17 protein-coding genes and 2 riboswitches are annotated in these 20,111 nt (G+C 66.2%); of the genes, 5 read left to right on the top strand and 12 right to left on the bottom strand.

Annotated features, from left to right (window positions below; translation table 11 throughout):
- Window positions 1-1,077 carry an ABC transporter substrate-binding protein gene (locus JOF55_RS03310; RefSeq protein WP_310269351.1) on the bottom strand — a complete coding sequence of 359 codons (1,077 nt, stop codon included), beginning with the start codon at window positions 1,075-1,077 and terminating at the stop codon, window positions 1-3.
- A 696-nt stretch (window positions 1,078-1,773) separates the two neighbouring features.
- Between JOF55_RS03310 and JOF55_RS03305 the strand changes: the two genes are divergently transcribed.
- Window positions 1,774-3,258, top strand: coding sequence for an NCS2 family permease (locus tag JOF55_RS03305; protein ID WP_310269348.1), 1,485 nt, complete (start codon window positions 1,774-1,776; stop codon window positions 3,256-3,258).
- Window positions 3,259-3,318: 60 nt separating this feature from the next.
- Here JOF55_RS03305 and JOF55_RS03300 read toward each other — a convergent pair whose 3' ends face one another.
- From JOF55_RS03300 to JOF55_RS03285, 4 genes are all read right to left on the bottom strand, one after another.
- Window positions 3,319-5,613, bottom strand: a complete 2,295-nt coding sequence (locus JOF55_RS03300) for a HelD family protein (protein ID WP_310269345.1) — start codon at window positions 5,611-5,613, stop codon at window positions 3,319-3,321.
- 253 nt (window positions 5,614-5,866) lie between these two features.
- Window positions 5,867-8,215, bottom strand: a complete 2,349-nt coding sequence (locus tag JOF55_RS03295) for an ATP-binding protein (protein WP_310269342.1) — start codon at window positions 8,213-8,215, stop codon at window positions 5,867-5,869.
- A gap of 66 nt (window positions 8,216-8,281) precedes the next feature.
- A complete protein-coding gene (locus JOF55_RS03290; RefSeq protein ID WP_310269339.1) occupies window positions 8,282-8,713 on the bottom strand; it encodes an ester cyclase in 432 nt (143 codons plus the stop codon).
- A 110-nt stretch (window positions 8,714-8,823) separates the two neighbouring features.
- Window positions 8,824-9,174, bottom strand: coding sequence for a VanZ family protein (locus JOF55_RS03285; protein WP_310269336.1), 351 nt, complete (start codon window positions 9,172-9,174; stop codon window positions 8,824-8,826).
- Window positions 9,175-9,249: 75 nt separating this feature from the next.
- Here JOF55_RS03285 and pyk point away from each other — a divergent pair, with 75 nt between their 5' ends.
- Window positions 9,250-10,671: a pyruvate kinase gene (pyk, locus tag JOF55_RS03280; RefSeq protein WP_310269333.1), complete on the top strand. Its 1,422-nt coding sequence runs from the start codon at window positions 9,250-9,252 to the stop codon at window positions 10,669-10,671.
- A 123-nt stretch (window positions 10,672-10,794) separates the two neighbouring features.
- Window positions 10,795-11,733 (top strand): acyl-CoA thioesterase II, encoded by a 939-nt coding sequence (tesB, locus tag JOF55_RS03275; RefSeq protein WP_310269332.1) that lies wholly within the window; start codon window positions 10,795-10,797, stop codon window positions 11,731-11,733.
- 100 nt (window positions 11,734-11,833) lie between these two features.
- Here the strand turns inward: tesB and JOF55_RS03270 are convergent, their stop codons facing one another.
- The gene (locus JOF55_RS03270) at window positions 11,834-12,337 is read right to left on the bottom strand and encodes an Lrp/AsnC family transcriptional regulator (RefSeq protein WP_310269329.1); all 504 of its coding nucleotides are present in this window, start codon (window positions 12,335-12,337) and stop codon (window positions 11,834-11,836) included.
- Between the two features lie 100 nt (window positions 12,338-12,437).
- Here JOF55_RS03270 and JOF55_RS03265 point away from each other — a divergent pair, with 100 nt between their 5' ends.
- Complete coding sequence (locus JOF55_RS03265) at window positions 12,438-13,049, top strand: LysE family translocator (protein ID WP_310269326.1); 612 nt, start codon at window positions 12,438-12,440, stop codon at window positions 13,047-13,049.
- Window positions 13,050-13,140: 91 nt separating this feature from the next.
- Complete coding sequence (locus JOF55_RS03260) at window positions 13,141-13,818, top strand: DedA family protein (protein ID WP_310269323.1); 678 nt, start codon at window positions 13,141-13,143, stop codon at window positions 13,816-13,818.
- An 8-nt stretch (window positions 13,819-13,826) separates the two neighbouring features.
- Here JOF55_RS03260 and JOF55_RS03255 read toward each other — a convergent pair whose 3' ends face one another.
- The 6 genes from JOF55_RS03255 to JOF55_RS03230 form a co-directional block, all read right to left on the bottom strand.
- Window positions 13,827-14,375, bottom strand: a complete 549-nt coding sequence (locus JOF55_RS03255; protein ID WP_310269320.1) for a hypothetical protein — start codon at window positions 14,373-14,375, stop codon at window positions 13,827-13,829.
- A 595-nt stretch (window positions 14,376-14,970) separates the two neighbouring features.
- Window positions 14,971-16,041: a biotin synthase BioB gene (gene bioB, locus JOF55_RS03250; protein ID WP_310269318.1), complete on the bottom strand. Its 1,071-nt coding sequence runs from the start codon at window positions 16,039-16,041 to the stop codon at window positions 14,971-14,973.
- Window positions 16,042-16,198: 157 nt separating this feature from the next.
- Window positions 16,199-17,479 carry a serine hydroxymethyltransferase gene (glyA, locus tag JOF55_RS03245; protein ID WP_310269316.1) on the bottom strand — a complete coding sequence of 427 codons (1,281 nt, stop codon included), beginning with the start codon at window positions 17,477-17,479 and terminating at the stop codon, window positions 16,199-16,201.
- Window positions 17,480-17,526: 47 nt separating this feature from the next.
- Window positions 17,527-18,630 (bottom strand): glycine cleavage system aminomethyltransferase GcvT, encoded by a 1,104-nt coding sequence (gene gcvT, locus JOF55_RS03240; RefSeq protein ID WP_310269313.1) that lies wholly within the window; start codon window positions 18,628-18,630, stop codon window positions 17,527-17,529.
- A 43-nt stretch (window positions 18,631-18,673) separates the two neighbouring features.
- Window positions 18,674-18,771: riboswitch (glycine riboswitch) on the bottom strand.
- A riboswitch (glycine riboswitch) is annotated at window positions 18,772-18,885 on the bottom strand.
- Window positions 18,886-19,009: 124 nt separating this feature from the next.
- Window positions 19,010-19,339 (bottom strand): type II toxin-antitoxin system PemK/MazF family toxin, encoded by a 330-nt coding sequence (locus JOF55_RS03235; protein ID WP_310278259.1) that lies wholly within the window; start codon window positions 19,337-19,339, stop codon window positions 19,010-19,012.
- Between the two features lie 42 nt (window positions 19,340-19,381).
- Complete coding sequence (locus JOF55_RS03230; RefSeq protein ID WP_310269309.1) at window positions 19,382-20,035, bottom strand: TetR/AcrR family transcriptional regulator; 654 nt, start codon at window positions 20,033-20,035, stop codon at window positions 19,382-19,384.
- Window positions 20,036-20,111: the final 76 nt, after the last annotated feature.

Below are 20,111 nucleotides of genomic sequence, written 5' to 3'. Positions count from 1 at the left end.
TCAGTTCTTCTGGACGCGGGTGACGGCGTCACTGATGACCCGGACGAACTCGACCACGCGGGGTCCCCATCGGCTGGCGATGTCGTCGTTGAGTTCGAAGACGTGCTCTTCACGCACCGCGGTGAGGGAGTCCCAACCGGGCCGTGCCGCCACCGACTTCGCGGTGACCTGGCCGCCCTTGACGTCTGCCAGAAAGATCAGGTCCGGATTGGCCTGGATGATGTGCTCCTCGGACAGCTGCGGGAATGTGCCACCCGCCGAGTCGGCGATATTGGTCAGGCCGAAGAGTCCGTACACATCACCGACGAAACTGCGTGAGGTCGCCGTGTAGAAGTTGGGGCTCACCTCGTGGTAGTAGGACAGCGAAGATTGCGGCTCGGGGGTGTTGGCCACGATCTCCTTGATCTCCGAACGCATCCGGCCGGTCAGTTCCTTCGCCTGCTCGTGGTGGCCGGTGGCGCGGCCGAGCAGCTCGATCTGGCGGTAGGCGGCGTCGAGGCCCGACGCAGCGGGGACGAGCAGGACGGAAATGTCGATGGCCCGCAACCCCTTGGCCAACTCGGCCGAGCTGTCCGGCGCCACCACGAGATCGGGCCTGTACCCGGCGATCGTGTCGGCACTGACGTTCAACCCGGACATCCGGGTCTGCGGAGCTCGCTCGGGGTAGTTGGAGTACTTGTCCACCGCGACCACCTGCTTACCCGCTCCGATCGCGTACAGCGTCTCGGTGACGGTGGGGCTCAGCGACACGATTCGCTTCGGCTGCTCCGGCAGTGTCACGGGTTCCTGGCCGGGAATGGTGACCCGAGCGGGAAACGCCGAGGCCGGATCGTTCACCGGCGTTGGGGGCTCGCCGGACTGTGGCCGGGTGGCGCAGGCAGTGGTGCCGATGAGTAGAGCCAGGACGGAGAGCAGTAGCGCCGCGAGGCGGCGGAACCCGATCATGCCGGTCATCATGTCCTCGATGTCGGCCGGTGCGAGGGGCGCCTGTCGCCGCTGCCCGCGCGCTGACCGACGCCGCACTCCTGCACCGGAAGTGGCGGTCATCGACGCCGCGCGCAAGGCGACCTGGCTCACCACCACCGACCCGGCGGGGCATCACAGTTGCGGCACAGCACCGGATTCGCACCGGATTTCGCTTTCGCGGGCGTCCTCGGACACCGCCAAGCGCCGACGTGCTCGGCCCGGGGTGTCCTGAGCTGGAAAGATATCAGTCGCCGGGCAAGTCTCGGAATTCCCGCCCACGAGTGCTTTCGTTTCCGCGGGCGGAGAACCCGTGTTGATTCCGGTACGTGTTGAAACGGCGTCGTACCGCGATGGTGGGAATGTTGCCTTTCTTGCCGGGAGTGTCCGCGCTCGCGATGTCGGCAAGGTGATCCGATGGCCCTCGCGCTTGGCCCGCAACCGAGGATCGTGGTGACCTGCCGTGGTGCTGTCCGCTTGGAGGCTCCGGCAGTGGGGCGCCGCGAGCCCGACAGTTCCTGCTTCCGGAGCCTCTTATGGAAAACCGAAGTGAGTGCCACCGTGTGGGCAGCATCATCGCCGATTTTCGGTCCGGATACCCGCCGGGAGTTGAATCGGTGAACTCCCGGCGAATACGATGCGCGTCGCGAACGCGGATACGCGAAAGCGCGGTACCGCGATTGCTTCTTACCGGTCCGGGATGTGTGGGCATCGCTACCGCACTGCGGGCACAGGCCTGTGCCCGCTTCCATGTGTTCCATCCGGTAGGAGCGGCCCGACCTTCATCCTTCGAGCTCCACGGAGCAGTGCATGAACGCGCATGCAGCCGGAACCGATCCAGGCAGTACACAGCACGCGAGTCAGCAACCCACGGGGAAACTGGATCGATATTTCGAGATCACCGCGCGCGGATCCACGCTGACCCGGGAGCTTCGCGGTGGATTGGTCACTTTCTTCACGATGGCCTACATCGTGGTGCTCAACCCGCTGATCGTCGGCACGGCTGCGGATGTCACCGGTACGAAGCTGGGGATACCGGAGGTCGCGGCTGCGACGGCTCTGGTCGCGGGTGTCATGACGATCCTGATGGGGCTCATCGGCAAGTACCCGTTCGCGCTCGCCACCGGCCTGGGGTTGAACGCTTTCGTCGCCACGACCGTGGTCACCGAAATGACCTGGGCCGATGCCATGGGACTGATCGTGCTCGAGGGCATCATCATCCTGATCGTGGTGCTCACGGGCTTCCGCACCGCGGTGTTCAACGCCGTTCCCGGTCAGTTGAAAACGGCGATAGGTGTGGGACTCGGCCTGTTCATCGCGCTCGTCGGATTCGTCGATGCCGGTTTCGTGCAGCGGGTTCCGGATGCTGCCGGAACGACCGTGCCGGTCCAGCTCGGCAGCACGGGGCAGCTCTTCGGGTGGCCGTCACTCGTGTTCGCCGTGGGGGTGCTCCTGCTGGCGGTGCTGGTGACCCGCAACGTGAAGGGGGCCATCCTGATCGGGATCGCCTCGACGACCGTGCTGGCCCTGATCGTCGAGGCGATCGGCGGGCTCGGACAAGCAGGCGCTACGAATCCGGGCGGCTGGAGTCTGGTTGTACCGCAGATATCCGGTGACCTCATCGGACTGCCGGATCTGTCCCTGGTGGGCAACTTCTCCTTGTTCGGCTCGTTCCAGGAGGTTGGCGCCGTCGCGGCGGTGCTGTTCGTCTTCACGCTGATGCTCGCCGACTTCTTCGACACGATGGGCACGGTCGTCGGCGTCGGCGAGGAAGCCGGGCTGCTGGACAAGCAGGGGAAACTCCCCGGAATCGGCAGGGTCTTCTTCGTCGACTCGCTGGCCGCCATCGCAGGCGGTGTCGCCTCGACCTCGTCGAACACCACCTATGTCGAATCGGCCGCCGGTGTCGGTGAGGGCGCGCGGACCGGCCTGGCCAGTGTCGTGACCGGTGCTCTCTTCCTGGTGGCGATGTTTTTCACACCGCTGGTGTCGATGGTGCCGTTCGAGGCGGCGAGTCCGGCACTGGTGGTGGTCGGGTTCCTGATGCTGACCCAGATCCGGAGAATCAACTTCGGTGACTTCGGTCTCGCGATCCCGGCTTTTCTGACCATGGTGCTCATGCCGTTCACCTACTCGATCACCAACGGGATCGGTGCGGGTTTCGTCAGCTACGTGGTGATCCGTGCCTGCCAGGGGCGTGCGCGCGAGATCCATCCGCTCATGTGGGTGGTTTCGGCACTGTTCGTGGTGTACTTCGCGATCGGGCCGCTGGAGGCACTGTTCGGTATCGGCTGAGAGCCGAGCGGAAGCGGGTGAACGGAACTTTCTCTCCCGGAGACGGGACGAAAGTTCCGTTCAATCTTCCAGCTCGCCCAGCACATCCGGGAGCTCACCGGTGTGCACGACACCGAGGCGCTGCGTGGCACGGGTGAGAGCGACGTAGAGGTCGTTGAGACCGCGCTCGGACTCGGTGAGAACACCGTCCGGGTCGACCACGAGCACCGAGTCGAACTCCAGCCCCTTGACCTGCTCGACGGTGAGCAACACCACCGGCGAATCGAGTCCCTCGGGTTGTGTGCCGATGACCGCACCCGGCACCGCCTCCGCGATGAGCGCGCCGATCGCCTCGAGCCGCTCGGGGGGCAGCAGCACCGCCAGCCGGCCGTCCTCGACGGCCTCCAGCTCCCCGGCCACCAGCGCGGGCAGCCGCTCGCCCAGTTCATCGCCGGATACATGGCGTTTCCACGGCTGGACACCGGACGTGCGCACGGAGGTGGGCACCTCGAGGTCGGTGTCCATTTCGGAGAGTACGGGAGCGGCGACCGACATGATCTCGGCCGGAGTGCGGTAGTTGATGGTCAGTTGCTCGAGCCGCCAGCGATCGGCGACATAGGGGTGCAGGATCTCGTGCCACGACTGCGCCCCACCGGGCGCCCCCGTCTGGGCGACGTCCCCGACCAGCGTCATCGACCGGCTCGGGCAGCGCCGCATCAGCACGCGCCAGGCCATCGCCGAGAGTTCCTGGGCCTCGTCGACGATGACGTGGCCGAACGTCCAGGTGCGGTCCCCGGCGGCTCGCTCGGCGGCGGTCAGATCGCTGTGCGTACGGTGCCGCTCCGCCAGGAGTTCGGCATCGAGCACGTCCGAGACCCGGAGTCGTTCCGGGTCGATGATCTCGTCGTCCTGTTCCATGATGTGCAGCACGCCCTGCGCGTAGGCGAGCTCTTCGCGTTCCTGCTGCGCCTGCGCTTCGCGTGTCTGCGCATCGTCCTCGCCCAGAAGTTCGGCGAGTTCGTCGAGCAGCGGTGCATCGGAAGGGGTCCACTCGGCGCCCGGTTCCCGAAGCAGCGCCGCCCGCTCGTCGGCGTCGAGCTGCTTGCGCGCCGCCGTGTTCAGGCGTGTCGACGAGGACAACAGCTCGTCGAGCAGTTGTGGCGCGGTCAGTTCCGGCCACAGGCCGTCCAGTACCTTGCAGACGCCCGGGTCCTGGCGCAGTTCGGACTCGATGTCGTCGATGTCGCGCTGATCGAGCAGGTCACGACCCAGCCGGTCGGCGACCTGCAGAGCCAGCGCCGAAAACACCTCGCGGAGGAAGACCTTCCGTGCCTCGTTGTGCGGCTTGCGAGACCGGCGCGCCTTCGTACGTGCCTGGGTGCACGTGCGGCGATCCACTCGCAGTGCTTCGCGATCGAAGGTGACCTCGATGTAGTCCTTGGGCACCTGCTGACGATCCCGCACCGCGGCGGTGAGCACCTTGACCATGCTCGACCGCCCCTTGATCTCGGCTGCCTCGGCGGACTCGGTGCCGGTGGCGGTAACCCCGGGATAGAGCTCGCCGACGGTCGACAGCAGTACCCCGGTCTCACCGAGCGAGGGCAGCACCTGACCGATGTAGCGCAGGAAGGTCGCATTGGGGCCCACCACGAGGACCCCGCGTTTGGTGAGCTGCTGGCGATAGGTGTAGAGGAGGTAGGCGGCCCGATGCAGTGCGACTGCGGTCTTGCCGGTGCCCGGTCCGCCCTGCACCACGAGCACGCCGTTCATCCCGCTGCGGATGATGCGGTCCTGCTCGGCCTGGATGGTTGCCACGATGTCGGTCATCTGACCGGTGCGGCGCGCATCGAGCGCGGCCAGCAGCGTGGCCTCACCGGCGAGCCCGAGATGGCTGCCCTGCTCGGCGGAGTCGAGATCGAGGATCTCGTCTTCGAAACCGGTCACGGTGCGCCGCCGGGTGCGGATGTGCCTGCGGCGCACAACGCCGTCGCGGGACGCGGCTGTGGCCAGGTAGAACGGTCGGGCGGCCGGGGCGCGCCAGTCCATCAGCAACGGCTCGTACTCGTTGTCCTCGTCGAACAATCCGAGCCTGCCGATGTGGAACCGCTCCTGGCTGTCGAGATCCAGCCTGCCGAAGCACAGACCGTTCTCCACCGCACTGAGCTGGGTGAGCTTCTCGGTGTGCATCTTGGTGGAGATGTCGCGCTCGGTGCGCGCCTGAGGAGTGCCGCCGGTCTGGGCCAGCGTCTCGGCGAGCCGCTCGCTCGTGTACCGGCGCAGCTCGTCGAGCTTGTCGTACAGCATCGACACGTACTGCTGCTCGGCGGCGATGCCATCGGTGCGGTCGGATTCCCGATCACCTCGGGAGTTGGACAATGCTCCACCTCGTGCTGTTACACGCGTACGGGAAGGGCTGCGCGGGTGTGGGAATCCGGCGCCGATGCAGTGCTTTCACCTGCCGGGTTTTCACCTGGTGAAAGCCGCCTGGCGGGCGGTTCCCGCAGTGAGCCCGACCCACCACTATACCGTTTTCCCGCGGGGACGTATCCACACGTGCTCGAGCACCGAGCCGGGCCGGGTCGGGTGGGCGCTCATTCGAGTGGGAAAAGCCGGTTCACCGAGCAGGCTCTCAGTGCGACGAGTCGGGCGGTTTCCGTCCGGCTATCCATCCGGCGATCTGGGCGCGCGAGGTGAAGTCGAGCTTGGTCAGGATGTGCTGGACGTGTCCCTCGACGGTGCGCTGTGCGATCACGAGCTTCTCGGCGATCTCCTTGTTGGTACGGCCCTGGGCGACCAGGTCGGCGATCTCCCGCTCGCGGCGGGTCAGCGGCATCGGATGCACGTTCTCCCGAGGAGCCGCGCGAGTGTGCTGCTTGACCTCGAGTGCGTAGTCGATCGCGGCACCGGTGGTGAGCTGGTAGCCACGGTCGAAGTGCTTGCGGTACTCCTCCTCGCCGAGGGCTGCGCGGGTGCGGGACTCGTGCCTGCCGTGGTCGGTGGCGAAGGGAGCGTAGAAGGCGGGAGCGGTTCTGGTGACTTCCCACATGCTTGCCGCGGCTCCGAAGAGTTCGGCTGCCCGCTTGTTGCGCTCCTGCCGGTGGGCGATCCAGGCGAGCGTGTCGACACTGAAGGTGGTGGCGAGTCTGTTGTCCATCCGACGCTGGAGCCGCAGCGCATCCTTGGCTGCCGTCTCGGCGTGCCCGAGCGCATCGCGGGAGAACTCGATGTGGGAAACCGCCCAGAGCGCGTAGGAACGCCAGAACACCTCGCCGAGTCGTGTGGTGGTGTCGAGACACTCACCGAGCAACGCAAGACCTGCCTCCGAACGGCCGTCGAGTCCCCGAACCAGCCCCAGTCCGAACAGCGCGAACAGTTCGCCGTGCGGGGCAGCATGGTGCCGGAAACTCGCCAGCGCGGTTTCGATCAGGTCGTCGGCCGTGGCCAGGTGCCCCTGGAACAGCGCTGCCATGCCCCGAGTGTGCGTCACGTAGGCGTGCTCGATCTCGTCGTCTTCCCGTTCCGTCAACGAGGTCGCCTCGTTCAGCAGGGGGGTGGCCGTGATGATGTCCCCCTGTAGCAGCGTGAACCAGCCGTTGGCGCGCAGTGCCGCGGCACGCTCCAACGGGGAGGCCGCAGCCACCACCAGCGCCTGGTCGAGCCAGTGGCGGGCCTCCCCGTGCAGGCTGCGGATACCCCAGTACTGGCCCAGCCGAGTTGCCATCCGCAATGCCACGGTCGCTTGATGTGGGTCGGCATCGGCCAGCGCCGAGTGCAGGGCCGCTCGCAGGTTCGCCTGTTCCTTCCTGAGTCGGTTCACCCACGCGACCTGATCGGGTCCGATCCATTCGGTGGCGAAGCGTTCGACCAGAGCCCCGTACCAGTCTCGATGCCTGCACTCGATGCTCTCCCGCTCCCCGGCCGCATCGAGTTTCTCCTGCCCGTACTCGCGCAGGGCGTGCGGCAGCCGGTAACGGCCCTCACCGTCTTCCTGCTCGTACATCAGGACCGACTTGTCCACCAGGGAATGCACGATGCCGACTGCTCCCGCGTGTCCCACGGAGTCGTCGATCACGTGTTCGGCGGCGTCCAGGTCGAAACTTCCGGAGAAGACGGAGACATAGGCCCAGGCTCGCCGATCCTGTTCGGAGCACAGGTCCCAGCTCCAGTCGATCAACGCACGCAGGCTCTGCTGTCGTGCCGGTGCTCCTCGGCGCCCCTCGGTCAGGAGCTCGTACCGTTCGGTGAGGCGCTCCTCGAGCTGATGCAGGGTCAGCGACCGCAGGCGTACGACAGCCAGTTCGATCGCCAGCGGATTACCATCCAGGTGATGGCACAGCCGCATCAGCACTGCGCCGTTGTCCGCGCTCGGCTCGAATTCCGGGAGAACGGCCTTGGCGCGTTCCACGAACAGCCGGACGGAGGCGTACTGCTCGTACGCCTCCGCCGGGGGGAGATGCTCGGGGTCGGGCACCTGGAGCGGAGGTACGACCATGGTGCTTTCCCCGGCGACACCGAGCGACTGCCTGCTGGTGGCCAGGACGCGCACCCCCGGGCACGCTTGCACCAGGGCATCGACGAGCAGGGCGCACGCCTCCACGAGGTGCTCACAGTTGTCCAGCACCAGCAGCATCTCCCGGTGCCGGAGATATTCGATCAGGGTGTGCACGTCGTTGCCGGACGTGGTGTTGCCGAGAGACAACTGTTCGCTGATCGTGTCGGCGAGCAACGCGGCATCCGTGAGTTCGCCCAGCTCCACGCGCCACGACTTGTCGCGGAAGACGCGGCGCATGCTGGTCGCCACGCGCAGCGCGAGTCTGCTCTTGCCGATCCCGCCGGGACCGGTGAGGGTGACCACGCGTGACTCCGCGAGCAGCCGCTTGGTCAGCGTGATCTCGCGGCGCCTGCCGACGAAACTCGTGACATCGACCGGAAGGTTGCCCCCGGTCTCCCGGGCACGGGTTCGCGCGGTGGATTCCACGACACGATGCTAAACCGTATTCGGGGTGACCTGCGGTTTCGCGATCACTGAAACGATGTTTTCGGGTCAGGTGCCGAGCGCGCCGAGTTGTGTCATGAGGTTCAGGTTGTCGCCGAAGGGCCAGTATTCGACGAACCGTCCCCCGGAGGCCCGCAGGAGATCCATACCGCGGTACCGGACGGGAGTTCCCGGGGCGGCGGGCACGTCTTCCCATCCGGGCTTGACCCGGCCCCGGAAGGTCCACTGGGCCGCCACGAGCTCACCGTCGACGATGGGGCCGTGGTCCAGGGTGACGACGACGTCGTCGAACAGGAGTACGCCCTGGCGGACCTGCGCCGCTATTTCGGCGGGTCCGTGATGATCGTCACCCTCGCGCCAGTGCGCCACGGCATCCGGAGCGAAGATGTCCGCGGCCAGCCCGCTCATCGAGTCCGGCTCGGCGTTCCACAGGTCCGGGAGCCACTTGCGGTAGAGCGTGCGTAGCTCGTCGTCGGGCATGAGCACTCCTCCTTTCGTGTTCGTGCCACCGTCGCGGCGGGCGGATCGCATGGATCGGGGGCGTATGGGACGGACCGCTGCGGCGACTGACGATGCGGCTCCCGGCCGGATTATCGCCGATATCTCCGCAGTCCGGCGGTGATCAGCACGCCCACCCCGATTCCGACCAGATCCACCGCCGCATCGGCGAGATCACCGGTGCGTCCCAGCGGCAGCACCGCCTGCAGCAGTTCCGAGGCAGCCGCGTAGCACGAAAGCCCGATCAGTAGTGCCGTGCAGCGGACCCGTGCCAGGTGGCCGGTGATCGCCAAGGTCGCGAACAGCACGAGATGCACGATCTTGTCCGTGCCGGGTGGTGCCGTGGGGACGCCGGAAGCAGGCGTGAAAAGGATCACGGCGCTCGCCGTGATCGTGAGGGCGAACGGAAGGCGTGTCAGGTGAGCTCTGTAAGGATCCAGCAACAATGTTCTCCGAACGTCCGCCGTGTGGACGGCTGAGTACTGCGTGGGTGGGGTGAGCGACTAGGCTGATACACCGTGAGTCGACGAGCCAAGATCGTTTGTACTATGGGCCCTGCCACCGACACGCCGGAGAAGGTGGCCGAGCTCGTCAACGGTGGAATGAACGTGGCCCGGATGAACTTCAGTCACGGTAGCCACGCCGATCACCAGCAGGTTTACGACATGGTCCGAGCGGCTGCCAAGGAGTCCGGCCGCGCCATCGGCATCCTTGCCGATCTACAGGGACCGAAGATCCGGCTCAGTACGTTCGCTTCCGGGCCGGTGGAGTGGCATACCGGGGATGTCGTGCGCATCACGGTCGATGATGTCGAGGGCGACCATGACCGAGTGTCCACCACCTATGCCGGCCTTGTCGCCGATGCCAAGGTCGGTGATCGACTGCTGGTCGATGACGGCAAGGTGGTCATGATCGTCACCGCCATCGAGGGCAATGACGTGGTGTGCGAGGTGACCGAAGGCGGACCGGTCTCCGATCACAAGGGATTGTCCATGCCGGGGATGGACCTGTCCGTTCCCGCGTTGTCGGACAAGGACGTGCAGGACCTGGAGTTCGCACTGCAGTTGGGTGTGGACTTCATCGCGTTGTCGTTCGTGCGTACCCCTGCCGACATCGACCTCGTGCATCAGGTCATGGACCGGGTCGGTAAGCGTCTTCCGGTCATCGCCAAGCTGGAAAAGCCCGAAGCGGTGGACAATCTGGAGGCCATCGTGCTGGCCTTCGACGGCATCATGGTCGCTCGTGGCGACCTGGGGGTCGAACTACCGCTGGAGCACGTTCCGTTGGTCCAGAAGAGGGCGATTCGGATCGCACGGGAAAATGCCAAGCCGGTCATCGTCGCCACCCAGATGCTCGACTCGATGATCAGCAACTCGAGTCCGACCAGGGCCGAGACCTCCGATGTGGCCAATGCGGTGCTCGATGGCACCGATGCGGTGATGCTTTCCGGGGAGACCAGTATCGGGCGGTACCCGATCAACACCGTGCAGACCATGTCGCGCATCGTCGAAGCGGTCGAGTCCGGGGCGGCGGCTCCGCAGGAACTCAGCCATGTGCCGCGAACCAAGCGTGGTGTGATCTCCTACGCAGCTCGCGACATCGGCGAGCGGCTGAACGCCAAGGCCCTGGTGGCGTTCACCCAGTCCGGTGATACGGTGCGCCGCCTGGCGCGCCTGCACACGCGGCTGCCCTTGCTGGCATTCACCCCCGAGGAGTCGGTGCGGAGTCAGCTTGCTCTCACTTGGGGGACGGAGACCTTCCTGGTATCTAGTGTGGATACCACCGATCAGATGGTTCGCCAGGTGGATCATGCGATGCTGTCGATCGGGCGTTCGCAAAGTGGGGACATGGTCGTGATCGTCGCCGGTTCACCCCCGGGGACCGTCGGGTCGACCAACCTGATCCGTGTGCATCGACTGGGCGAGGAAGATCACGTCTGAGCTTGTGTGGTGCCGGTCGGGTTCCGGCGCATACGGTCACTACCGGGAGTGTCCTCCCGCGAGTGGTCCCCTCTCGAATGGTCCCTTGCGAGGGGCCATGGTGAAAGACACGAGGAGTCAGCAGTGACCGAAGCGGCACGAGCCGCGGCCGCCGATCCGGCCGGTACCGACAGTTCCGCCCCGGTGGACGAGCACGGAGTGCCGCACGGGCAACCCGTGCTCGACCGCCTGGTGGCGCTGCTCGATCTGGAGCCGATCGAGGAGAACATCTTCCGGGGTGTCAGCCCCGCCGAGTCGCCGGTGCGGGTGTTCGGAGGTCAGGTCGCGGGCCAGGCGCTGGTGGCTGCAGGCCGCACCGTGCCCACCGACCGCCGGGTGCACTCGCTGCACGCCTACTTCCTCCGGCCCGGCGACCCGAGCGTTCCCATCGTCTACGAGGTGGATCGCACCCGTGACGGCCGGTCGTTCACGACTCGCAGGGTCGTTGCCGTGCAGCACGGCAAAACCATCTTCACGTTGTCGGCGTCGTTCCAGATCGACGAGGGCGGGATGGACCACGCCGAGGCAATGCCCGAGGTCGCCGCTCCCGAATCGTTGCCGACCTACAACGAACGGCTCGGCGAACTGCGCGAACAGTTCGGTTCGGTCGTCAGCGTGTCGCAACCGATCGATATCCGGTATGTCACCGAACCGCCGTGGGTGCGCCGGTACAGCGGTCCGCAGGATGCGCACAATCAGGTCTGGATGCGCGCGGATGGCACGCTGCCCGATGACGACCTGCTGCACGTGTGCCTGTTGGCCTATGCCTCCGATCTCACGCTGCTGGATGCGGTGCTGGCGCGCCACGGCCTGTACTGGGGTCTGGACAATGTGAACGGCGCGAGCCTGGATCACGCGATGTGGTTCCATCGCCCGTTCCGGGCCGATGACTGGTTTCTCTACGACTGTTCCTCACCGAGCGCTTCGGGGGCGCGCGGACTGGCCACCGGGCGGTTCTTCAGCCGCGACGGCAGCCTCGTCGCCACCGTTGTCCAGGAGGGACTGCTCCGCGTCCTGGACTGAGGCGGTGTTCGGCTGACCTTGCCGCTGGGTGGGTTTGGTCAATTTCTCGAGAAATTGACCAAACCCACCCGCGCCACCGCACTGATCAACCAGGCAGCCCTTATTGGCCCCGGCGCCGGGTGGGGCGCAGGTGCTGCGGGGGTGTCAGCGCTCGGGTGTGCACCTGTTCGAGCACGATCGAACTCGTGAAGTGCCGGACCTCGGTGCGTGCGGACAGCTTGTCCACCAGAAAGCTCTGCAGGTGCGCGCTGTCGGAGACCGCCACGTGCAGGAGGAAGTCCGCCTGACCGCTTACGTGCAACAGCGAACGTGTCTCCGGTTCGGCCATGACGAACTCGCGGAACGAGTCGACCACGGCACGAGTGTGGGGTCGGACGTTGACCGACACGACGGCTTCCAGGGTGAGTCCCGTAGCGGCCGGGTCGACATCGATGTGTGACCCCGTGATGACGCCGTGTTCCCGCAACCGCCGCACTCGCTGCAGGCAACTCGACGCGGCGAGTCCCACTCGTTCGGCCAGTGTCCGGTTCGCCAACGTCGCATCGTTCTGCAGCTCCTCCAGGATCCGCCAGTCAACCGAATCAAGTTCTGCATAGTCGGCCATAGTCGAACATTCTATGCTCGAACTGGAACGAAGACGAATATCCGAAGGATGATATCGGCGATCAACGAACCCGATATGCCGAATCACGGAGGATGTCGTCATGCACATCGCGTGGGGGCCGTTTCTGCTCGCTCTGATGGTGATCGTTCTGGTGCCGGGTCCGGACTTCGTCGTTGTGACCCGCAATGCCGCGAGCAGTGCCCGCTGGGGTTGGCTCGCCGCCGCGGGCGTGACGTGCGGGCTGCTGCTGCATGCCACGGCGGCGACACTGGGGCTGTCGGCGTTGCTCATGACGGTGCCGACAGCATTGACCGTGGTCAAGGTGGTCGGCGTGGGCTACCTCGTGTTCATGGGGGTGCAGATACTGCGCCGAGCGGGTTCCACGGGCACCGGGCAGCAGGACGCCGAGACTCCGCACTCGGCGGGGTCGGTATTTCTGCGCGGCCTGCTCACCGATGTGCTCAACCCCAAGGTTCTGCTGACGTTTTTGACGTTGCTGCCGCAGGCGATGGACCCGTCCGCAAACCCGGTGACGCAGGCACTGCTGCTCAGTGCGGTGGCGGTCGGCTCCTTCGGTGCGTGGTGGCTGCTTGTCGTGCCCTCGGTGCGGTGGTTGTCGGCATTCCTGGCAGCGCCCCGCAGGCGCCGCGTGTTCGAGCGGTGCTGCGGTGGTGCACTGCTGACGATGGCCGGTTCGATCGCATTGTCCTGATATGGGTTTTCCCACCATCGGGGTTCACTCGATCGGTAAGGTAGCGAGCGTTCTTTCCGAGTCGAGAGTGTCAGCCGGTGGGGGTTTTCGAGTGTCCGTGATCAGCGAAATACTGGCGGCGATCGCGAGCCTGCCACGGCCGCTTCTGATTCTGGTGGTCGGTGCGCTGGTGCTGGGGGAGTGCACGGTTGGCCTGGGGTTCCTGGTGCCCGGAGAAAGCGGCTTGCTGATCGCTTCGGCCTCGGTGACCGACATCGGCTTCTTCCTCGGGTTGTCGCTGTGCGTGGCCGCTGCCGCCGCTGTCGGTGACACGATCGGCTTCTGGTTCGGCCGCCGCTACGGGTGGCGGATGCGGGAGAGCGCGATGATTCGGAAGGTGGGGCACACGCACTGGGATCGAGCCTGCCTGCTGCTGCGTCGATACGGGATCGGTGCGGTCCTCGTCGCCCGCTTCCTGCCTGTCGTACGCACTCTCACGCCCGCCGCCGCAGGGGCCAGCGGCCTCGGCTATTCGCGCTTCCTGCCTGCCTCGCTGCTCGGCGCCACGCTCTGGTCGACCCTGCACGTGGGGGTCGGCTGGCTCGCCGGTGCCTCGGCGAAATACGTCGAGGACATGCTCGGCAGAGTGGGATGGCTCCTGACGGCCGTCCTGGTCCTCATCGGAGCCGCGATCTGGCTCCGGCGGCACCTGCGGGAGAAGCGCGCGGCGGATCGGCAGTTGGTGCTCGATGCCGCCGAGACCGACGGCGACATCGAGCGCGCGGCGTAGAGCGGGGCTCAGGAGCCGGTTACTCGGCGGGTTCCGTTGCTGAGCACGTGGATGGCGTGGGCGACCTGGTTCGCGTCGATGCCGGTGCCCGTCAGATGGATCGTCAGGCGATCGAACATGATGAACCTGCCGACCGGCCCACCCCAGTTGGGAACATGCACGGTCAGACGCGGCGTGAAGGCTCCGAAGCCGTTCGGACGGCCGCCGACCTTGACCTTCTTCACGGCGGACCAGGGTGCGGAGAACGTTCCCGCCGCGGAGGTGTAGGTGACGCCCTGCGGTGTCATGACGAGTCGGAGCCCTCGCATGGTGCGGAGGACGCTGCGTGTCCAGAGTTGAGTAGCGATCGCCGTGGCCGCGCACACGACGACGATGAACTGCAGTCCTGCGATCCAGTTGCTGAAGGACCCGTCCGACGTCGCGAGCGTGTAGCTCGCGAGCGTGGCGAAAAGCAGCGCATTGACGCCTTGCGTGGTGCAGAGCGTGATCGTTCCCCGCCGGGATTGCCGCTCTTGTATCGGACTTCTGTCGATGACGAACGCCGTGGCCGGTTGCATGCATGGATCATCTCGCACGCTCCCGATCGGCCTGCTCCGGCGAGACCACGATGTGCCTGCCTGGCCGAGTCGGTGACGGTCACCTCCGGCACGCGCAGCGAGATGGTGACGGTGCCTTTGTCGGCGTGCGCCGGAACCTGCCAGGATTTTTCCACGGGTGCTTCGGTCATGAATCGACGCTCGAATTCCGCACGCCCACGCTCGATCTCCGCACTCATGTTCAGCCCATGCAGCAGAGCTGGGACTCCACAAGGTCTCCTCGAGCAAGCGTCAGGAGTCGCTCGTCCTGCTCGAGCGTGCCGATGAGAAGGGCTGGTGGCAGCGTCGGGCCGGGTTGCCGCGAGCTGGCGCGAGAGCAGCCGCAGTAGTGACACGGCGGCCTGTGTCGAGGTCGCCTTCAGCGGCCCGGCCGTGGAGTGCGCGACACCAAGAACCGCGAGTGCCGCGCGCTGATCTTTCCCGCCCCGCAGCTGGTCGGAGTTCCTGCGCTCGCTGCGCTGATTCCCTCGATCCTTCGGAGTGAACGGAACTTTCGCCCGCGTGGACGGGACGAACATTCCGTTCACTCCCAACGCCCACGCACCCGCCCGCGTGCTCAGGCGTTGGCGGGGAGTTCCGTACCCGTACCGCGTCGCCGGATGGTGACCAGATCGCGGCGGGACTCGGGCAGTGTCCGCTCGTCGGCGCCCTCGATGGTGAAACCGGCATCGGCGATCATCCGCCGGTCCTGCTCGCCGTCCTCACCCTCGCTGGTGAGGTAGTCGCCGAGGAAGATCGAGTTTGCCAGGTGCAGCGCCATCGGCTGCATGCCGCGCAGGTGGATCTCCCGCCCTCCGGCCAGGCGCACTTCGACATCGGGGAAGCAGAAGCGAAACAGCGCCACGATCCGCAAGCACCGCTGCGGCGTGAGATCCCACCGCTCGCTCAGCGGCGTGCCCTCGAACGGGATGAGGAAGTTGATCGGGACCGAGTCCGGATCCAGCGCACGCAACTCGAAAGCGAGGTCGACGATGTCCTCGTCGGACTCACCCATCCCGAACAGGGCGCCCGAACAGGGTGACAGGCCCGCACCGGTTGCCTGCCGCACCGTGTCGACGCGGTCGGTGAAGGTGTGCGTGGAACAGATGTCGGCGTAGCGGGCCTCGTTGGTGTTGAGATTGTGGTTGTAGGCGTATGTCCCGGCCTCGGCGAGCTGTTCACCCTGTCCTTCGGAGAGCAGTCCGAGACAGGCGCAGATTTCCACTCCGGGTTGCTTCTGCTTGATCGCAGCGATGGTTTCGGCGATGCGTCCGATGTCGCGCTGACCCGGCCCGCGGCCGCTGGCCACCAGACAGATCCGCTTCGCCCCTGCCTCGGCGGCCCTGTCGGCGGTTTCGGCGGCCTCTTCCGGCTTGATCCACGAGTACTTCAGGATGTCCGAGCTCGCCCCCAGTCGCTGCGAGCAGTACCCGCAGTCTTCCGGGCACAGGCCGCTTTTCATGTTGATGATCGTGTTGAGCTTGACCCGGCGGCCGAAGAAGTGGCGGCGCACCCGGCTGCCTGCCGCGACCACGTCGAGGACATCGGGACTGTGGGGATCTTCGTCCAGCAGCGCCAGTGCCTCGTCCCGGGTCGGTGCCCGTCCGTCCAATGCCTTGGTGACCAGTTCTTCCAGCAGGTTCGCCATGTGGATCAGCCTGGTCTAGCGGGCAGGCGGAGAACAAGATCAACGATCTACAGAATCCCCGCCGCCATTTTGTCGTACTGCTCGACAGCGATAAGAGTGAACGGAACTTTCGCCCGCATGGACGGGACGAAAGTTCCGTTCACTCACTTCACCGATGTCAGAGGTTGGGGTAGAGGGGGTGTTTGGTGGCCAGGGTTTCCACGCGGGAGCGCAGGCGGGTGCTGGTGGTTTCGTCGAAGTTGGGTTGCAGGGCTTCGGCGATGATGTCGGCGACTTCGGTGAATTCCTCGGCGCCGAAGCCGCGGGTGGCCAACGCGGGCGTGCCGATGCGCAACCCCGAGGTCACCATCGGCGGGCGCGGGTCGTTGGGCACCGCGTTGCGGTTGACGGTGATGCCGACCTCGTGCAGCCGGTCCTCGGCCTGCTGCCCGTCCAGCTGCGAGTGGCGCAGATCGACCAGCACCAGATGCACATCGGTGCCCCCGGAGACCAGCTGCACCCCGGCATTGGTCATCTCGGGCGTCTGCAGCCGCTGGGCCAGGATCCGGGCGCCCTCCAGGGTGCGGCGCTGCCGGTCGGCGAACTCCGCCGAGGCGGCGATTTTGAACGCGGTGGCCTTACCGGCGATGACGTGTTCCAGCGGCCCGCCCTGCTGACCCGGAAACACCGCCGAGTTGAACTTCTTGCCCAGGGCCTCGTCACCGGAGAGGATCACCCCGCCGCGCGGGCCCCCGAGGGTCTTGTGCGTGGTGGTGGTGACCACGTGGGCGTGCTCGATCGGGTTGGGGTGCAGCCCGGCGGCCACCAGCCCGGCGAAGTGGGCCATATCGACCATCAAATACGCCCCGACCTCGTCGGCGATGGCCCGGAACCGGGCGAAGTCCAGCTGGCGCGGATAGGCCGACCAGCCGGCCACGATCATCTGCGGCCGGTTCTCCCGGGCCAGGCGGGCGACCTCGTCCATGTCGACGAGGTGGTTGTCGTCGCGGACCTGGTACGGCACGACGTTGTAGAGCTTGCCGGAGAAGTTGATCCGCATCCCGTGGGTGAGATGCCCACCGTGGGCCAGGTCCAGGCCCATGATGGTGTCTCCCGGCTTGAGCAGCGCGAACATCGCCGCCGCGTTGGCCTGCGCGCCCGAGTGCGGCTGCACGTTGGCATAGGCCGCCCCGAAGACCTGCTTGATGCGATCCAGCGCCAACCGCTCGATCACGTCGACGTGCTCACAGCCGCCGTAGTAGCGCTTGCCCGGATAGCCCTCGGCATACTTGTTCGTCAGCACCGTGCCCTGAGCCTCGATCACCGACTGCGGCGCGAAGTTCTCCGACGCGATCATCTCCAACGTGGACTGCTGCCGATGCAACTCGGCCCCCACCGCATCAGCCACCTCCGGATCCACCTCGGCAAGACGGCTGTTGAACAGATCGTGTGTCGACATGATGATGTGCCTTTCCTCGGGATCTCTTGACGCGTACTCGCGTCGCCTCAGCGATTGCGGTTGTAGAAGGGCAGCTCGACGACCTCGACGTCGGCGGCTTTACCGCGGATGTCGACCTGCAGTGCGGTCCCCGGCTCGCTGACCGACCGATCGACGTAGGCCATCGCGATCGGATGTCCGAGGGTGGGGGAGGGTGCACCGCTGGTCACGACGCCGACTTCGGTGCCGTCGGCATCCAGTACACGATAGTCGTGCCGGGGAGCGCGACGCCCCTCGCTGCGCAGGCCGACCAGAGTGCGCTCCGTCGGCTTCTCGGCCACGGGGGCCAGCGCTTCCTTCCCGACGAAGTCGACCGACTTGTCCAGCCGCACGACCCGGCCCAGGTTCGCGTGGAAGGGGGTCAACTCCGCGGACAGCTCGTTGCCGTACAGCGGCATCCCGGCTTCCAGCCGCAGCGTGTCGCGGCAGGCCAGTCCGGCGGGTTTGAGGTCGTACTCGGCGCCGGAGTCGCTCAGCGCCCGCCATACGGTCGGAGCGTCCTCGGGGGCGGTGAACAGTTCGAAGCCGTCCTCGCCGGTGTAGCCGGTGCGCGCGAGAAGCACCTCACAGCCCGCGACCTTGCCTTCGTAGCCGGCGAAGTAACGCACCTCGGTCAGATCCATGCTGGTCAACGGGGCCAGGATGGCCGCAGCCTGCGGTCCTTGCACCGCGATGAGCGCGTACGAGTCCGAGACGTCGTTGTGCATCGCATCGAAACCGCGGACGCGCTCGGCGAGCTCGGTGGAGACCACTGCGGCGTTCGCGGCGTTGGCGACGATCATGAACTCGTGCTCGGCGGTGCGGTAGACGATGAGATCGTCCAGCACTCCGCCCTGGGCGTTGCAGATCATCGTGTAGCGGGCACGACCCACCTTGATCGCGGACGCGTTGGCGAGCAGCGCGTAATCGAGCGCCTCGGCAGCCTGCCTGCCGCTGATGCGGATCTCGCCCATGTGGGTGAGGTCGAACAGGGCCGCAGCATTGCGGACGGCGTTGTGCTCGGCGGTCTCCCCGGTGTAGCGCAGCGGCATGTTCCAGCCCGCGAAGTCGGTGAAGCTCGCTCCGAGCTCTTCGTGGATCTCGTGCAAGGGAGTCCGGCGGATTGGCGGCATCGGGTGAAACTCCTCTGGATCGGGGTGTGAGCGCTGGTCCAAGCGTCTCCCCGGAGTCATTGGCCTGAGAGTTTCACCGCGCGGGGCGGCTTGCACCGTGGGCGAGAGACGCGAACGTCCCTGCTTTTCTCCGTGATCGCCTGGTGCCGTGCGGTGACTGGGCCTGAGAGTTTGACGGGGAGTATTGCTCCTTCGGCGCTCCGTGCCTGCTGGTCGGCCTGTTGGCCGGCATGGAGTCTCTCCCGCGCAGCGTCATCGGCGCGGTATTCCGTTGTTCTGTTGGACGCTACGTAGGCCGGTTGGCGGAGTCAACCGCACGCGGGAGTGATCCATGCCCGAATGGGTCGCGGTGATACCGGTAGGAGCGGTACCCACCGGTTCAGAAGAGACCCGGAGCGCGTCGCAGCGCTTCCGCGAGTTCGTCTTCTTCCTGGGGGGACAAGCGTCCCACTCGTGGGCCGAAGCGCTTTTCCGGATCGACCGCCTGGACCTGCTCCACGAGTACACGGGTTCGCTGCTTGCCGATGCGAATCTCGGGGCGATGCGCTGCCTGCTGCGCACTCGCCGAAGTCGGTACCGCGATGAGTGTCGAGGTCAGCAGTGCGTCCGATTGCACTACTACCGAGTATCGATGTCCCTGCTGCTCGTGTCCGCGAGCTTGTGTTCCGCCTCGTCGTCGAGACGGACAGTGAAACTGGTGGACATGCAGTCATTCTAACTGATGACGGTTTGATCGACGAACCGAATTCGGTTACTGATCCGGTGCGCTCGTTGCCCCGAATGCGGGTAGCTCACTGTAGAGCTGCCGCAGGCCTTCGACGAGGGCGGCCAGTGCCAGCTCGAAGCTGTCGTTGTCGATCTCGGACGCGTACTGCCGCAGCAAGTGGGCCTGCGTGAGGTTGGGGAAGCGTTCCCCGTAGAGCTCCGCCTCGTCGACGAACCCCTGGGAAAACGACCCCATCGCCCCGCCGACCACGAGGTACTTGGTGGAGGCTCCGATCATGGTGGCGTAGCGCTGTGGCCAGCCTGCGCGCGTGAGACCGCCGTGGACGGCGTCGGCGCGCCGCAGCGCGGCCTCGCGGCGTGCCGGGCCGTAGGCGATGAACGGAACCAGATTGGGATGTGCGGCGAGGGCGGCGCGGTAGGAACGAGCCCACGTCACCAGACCGGTGGCCCAGTCGTGATCGAAACCGGAGATGTCGACCTGGTCCATCACGGCGTTGGAGATCTCGTGGAGCAGTTCCTCCTTGGTGCTCACGTGGTTGTAGAGCGACGCGGCACGCACGCCGAGATGCTCGGCGAGGCGACGCATGGACAGTGCCTCGAGCCCGTGGGCGTCGATGATCTCCAGTGCGCTCCGGTGAATCCGGTCGGGTGACAGCAGGGGACTGCTCGGTCTCGGCACCGCAGGCCTCCTCCCGTGGTGGCTCCGGCGGACCGGAGCCGCACTCGTTGCCGCCGTGGGTCGGTCTTGTCAATGC

The sequence above is a fragment of the Haloactinomyces albus genome (assembly GCF_031458135.1).
In the GTDB taxonomy this organism is placed as follows: Bacteria; Actinomycetota; Actinomycetes; order Mycobacteriales; family Pseudonocardiaceae; genus Haloactinomyces; species Haloactinomyces albus.
Note: the sequence above shows the minus strand (reverse complement) of the source record. Positions and strands in the feature narration are given on the sequence as shown.

What these genes read in the sequence shown, in the direction of transcription:
- JOF55_RS03305 (WP_310269348.1), top strand. Translation starts at nt 1,774, where the DNA reads ATGAACGCGCATGCAGCCGGAACCGATCCAGGCAGTACACAGCACGCG.
- JOF55_RS03265 (WP_310269326.1), top strand. Translation starts at nt 12,438, where the DNA reads ATGCACATCGCGTGGGGGCCGTTTCTGCTCGCTCTGATGGTGATCGTT.
- glyA (WP_310269316.1), bottom strand. Translation starts at nt 17,479, where the DNA reads ATGTCGACACACGATCTGTTCAACAGCCGTCTTGCCGAGGTGGATCCG.
- JOF55_RS03255 (WP_310269320.1), bottom strand. Translation starts at nt 14,375, where the DNA reads ATGCAACCGGCCACGGCGTTCGTCATCGACAGAAGTCCGATACAAGAG.
- gcvT (WP_310269313.1), bottom strand. Translation starts at nt 18,630, where the DNA reads ATGCCGCCAATCCGCCGGACTCCCTTGCACGAGATCCACGAAGAGCTC.
- bioB (WP_310269318.1), bottom strand. Translation starts at nt 16,041, where the DNA reads ATGGCGAACCTGCTGGAAGAACTGGTCACCAAGGCATTGGACGGACGG.
- JOF55_RS03270 (WP_310269329.1), bottom strand. Translation starts at nt 12,337, where the DNA reads ATGGCCGACTATGCAGAACTTGATTCGGTTGACTGGCGGATCCTGGAG.
- JOF55_RS03290 (WP_310269339.1), bottom strand. Translation starts at nt 8,713, where the DNA reads ATGCCCGACGACGAGCTACGCACGCTCTACCGCAAGTGGCTCCCGGAC.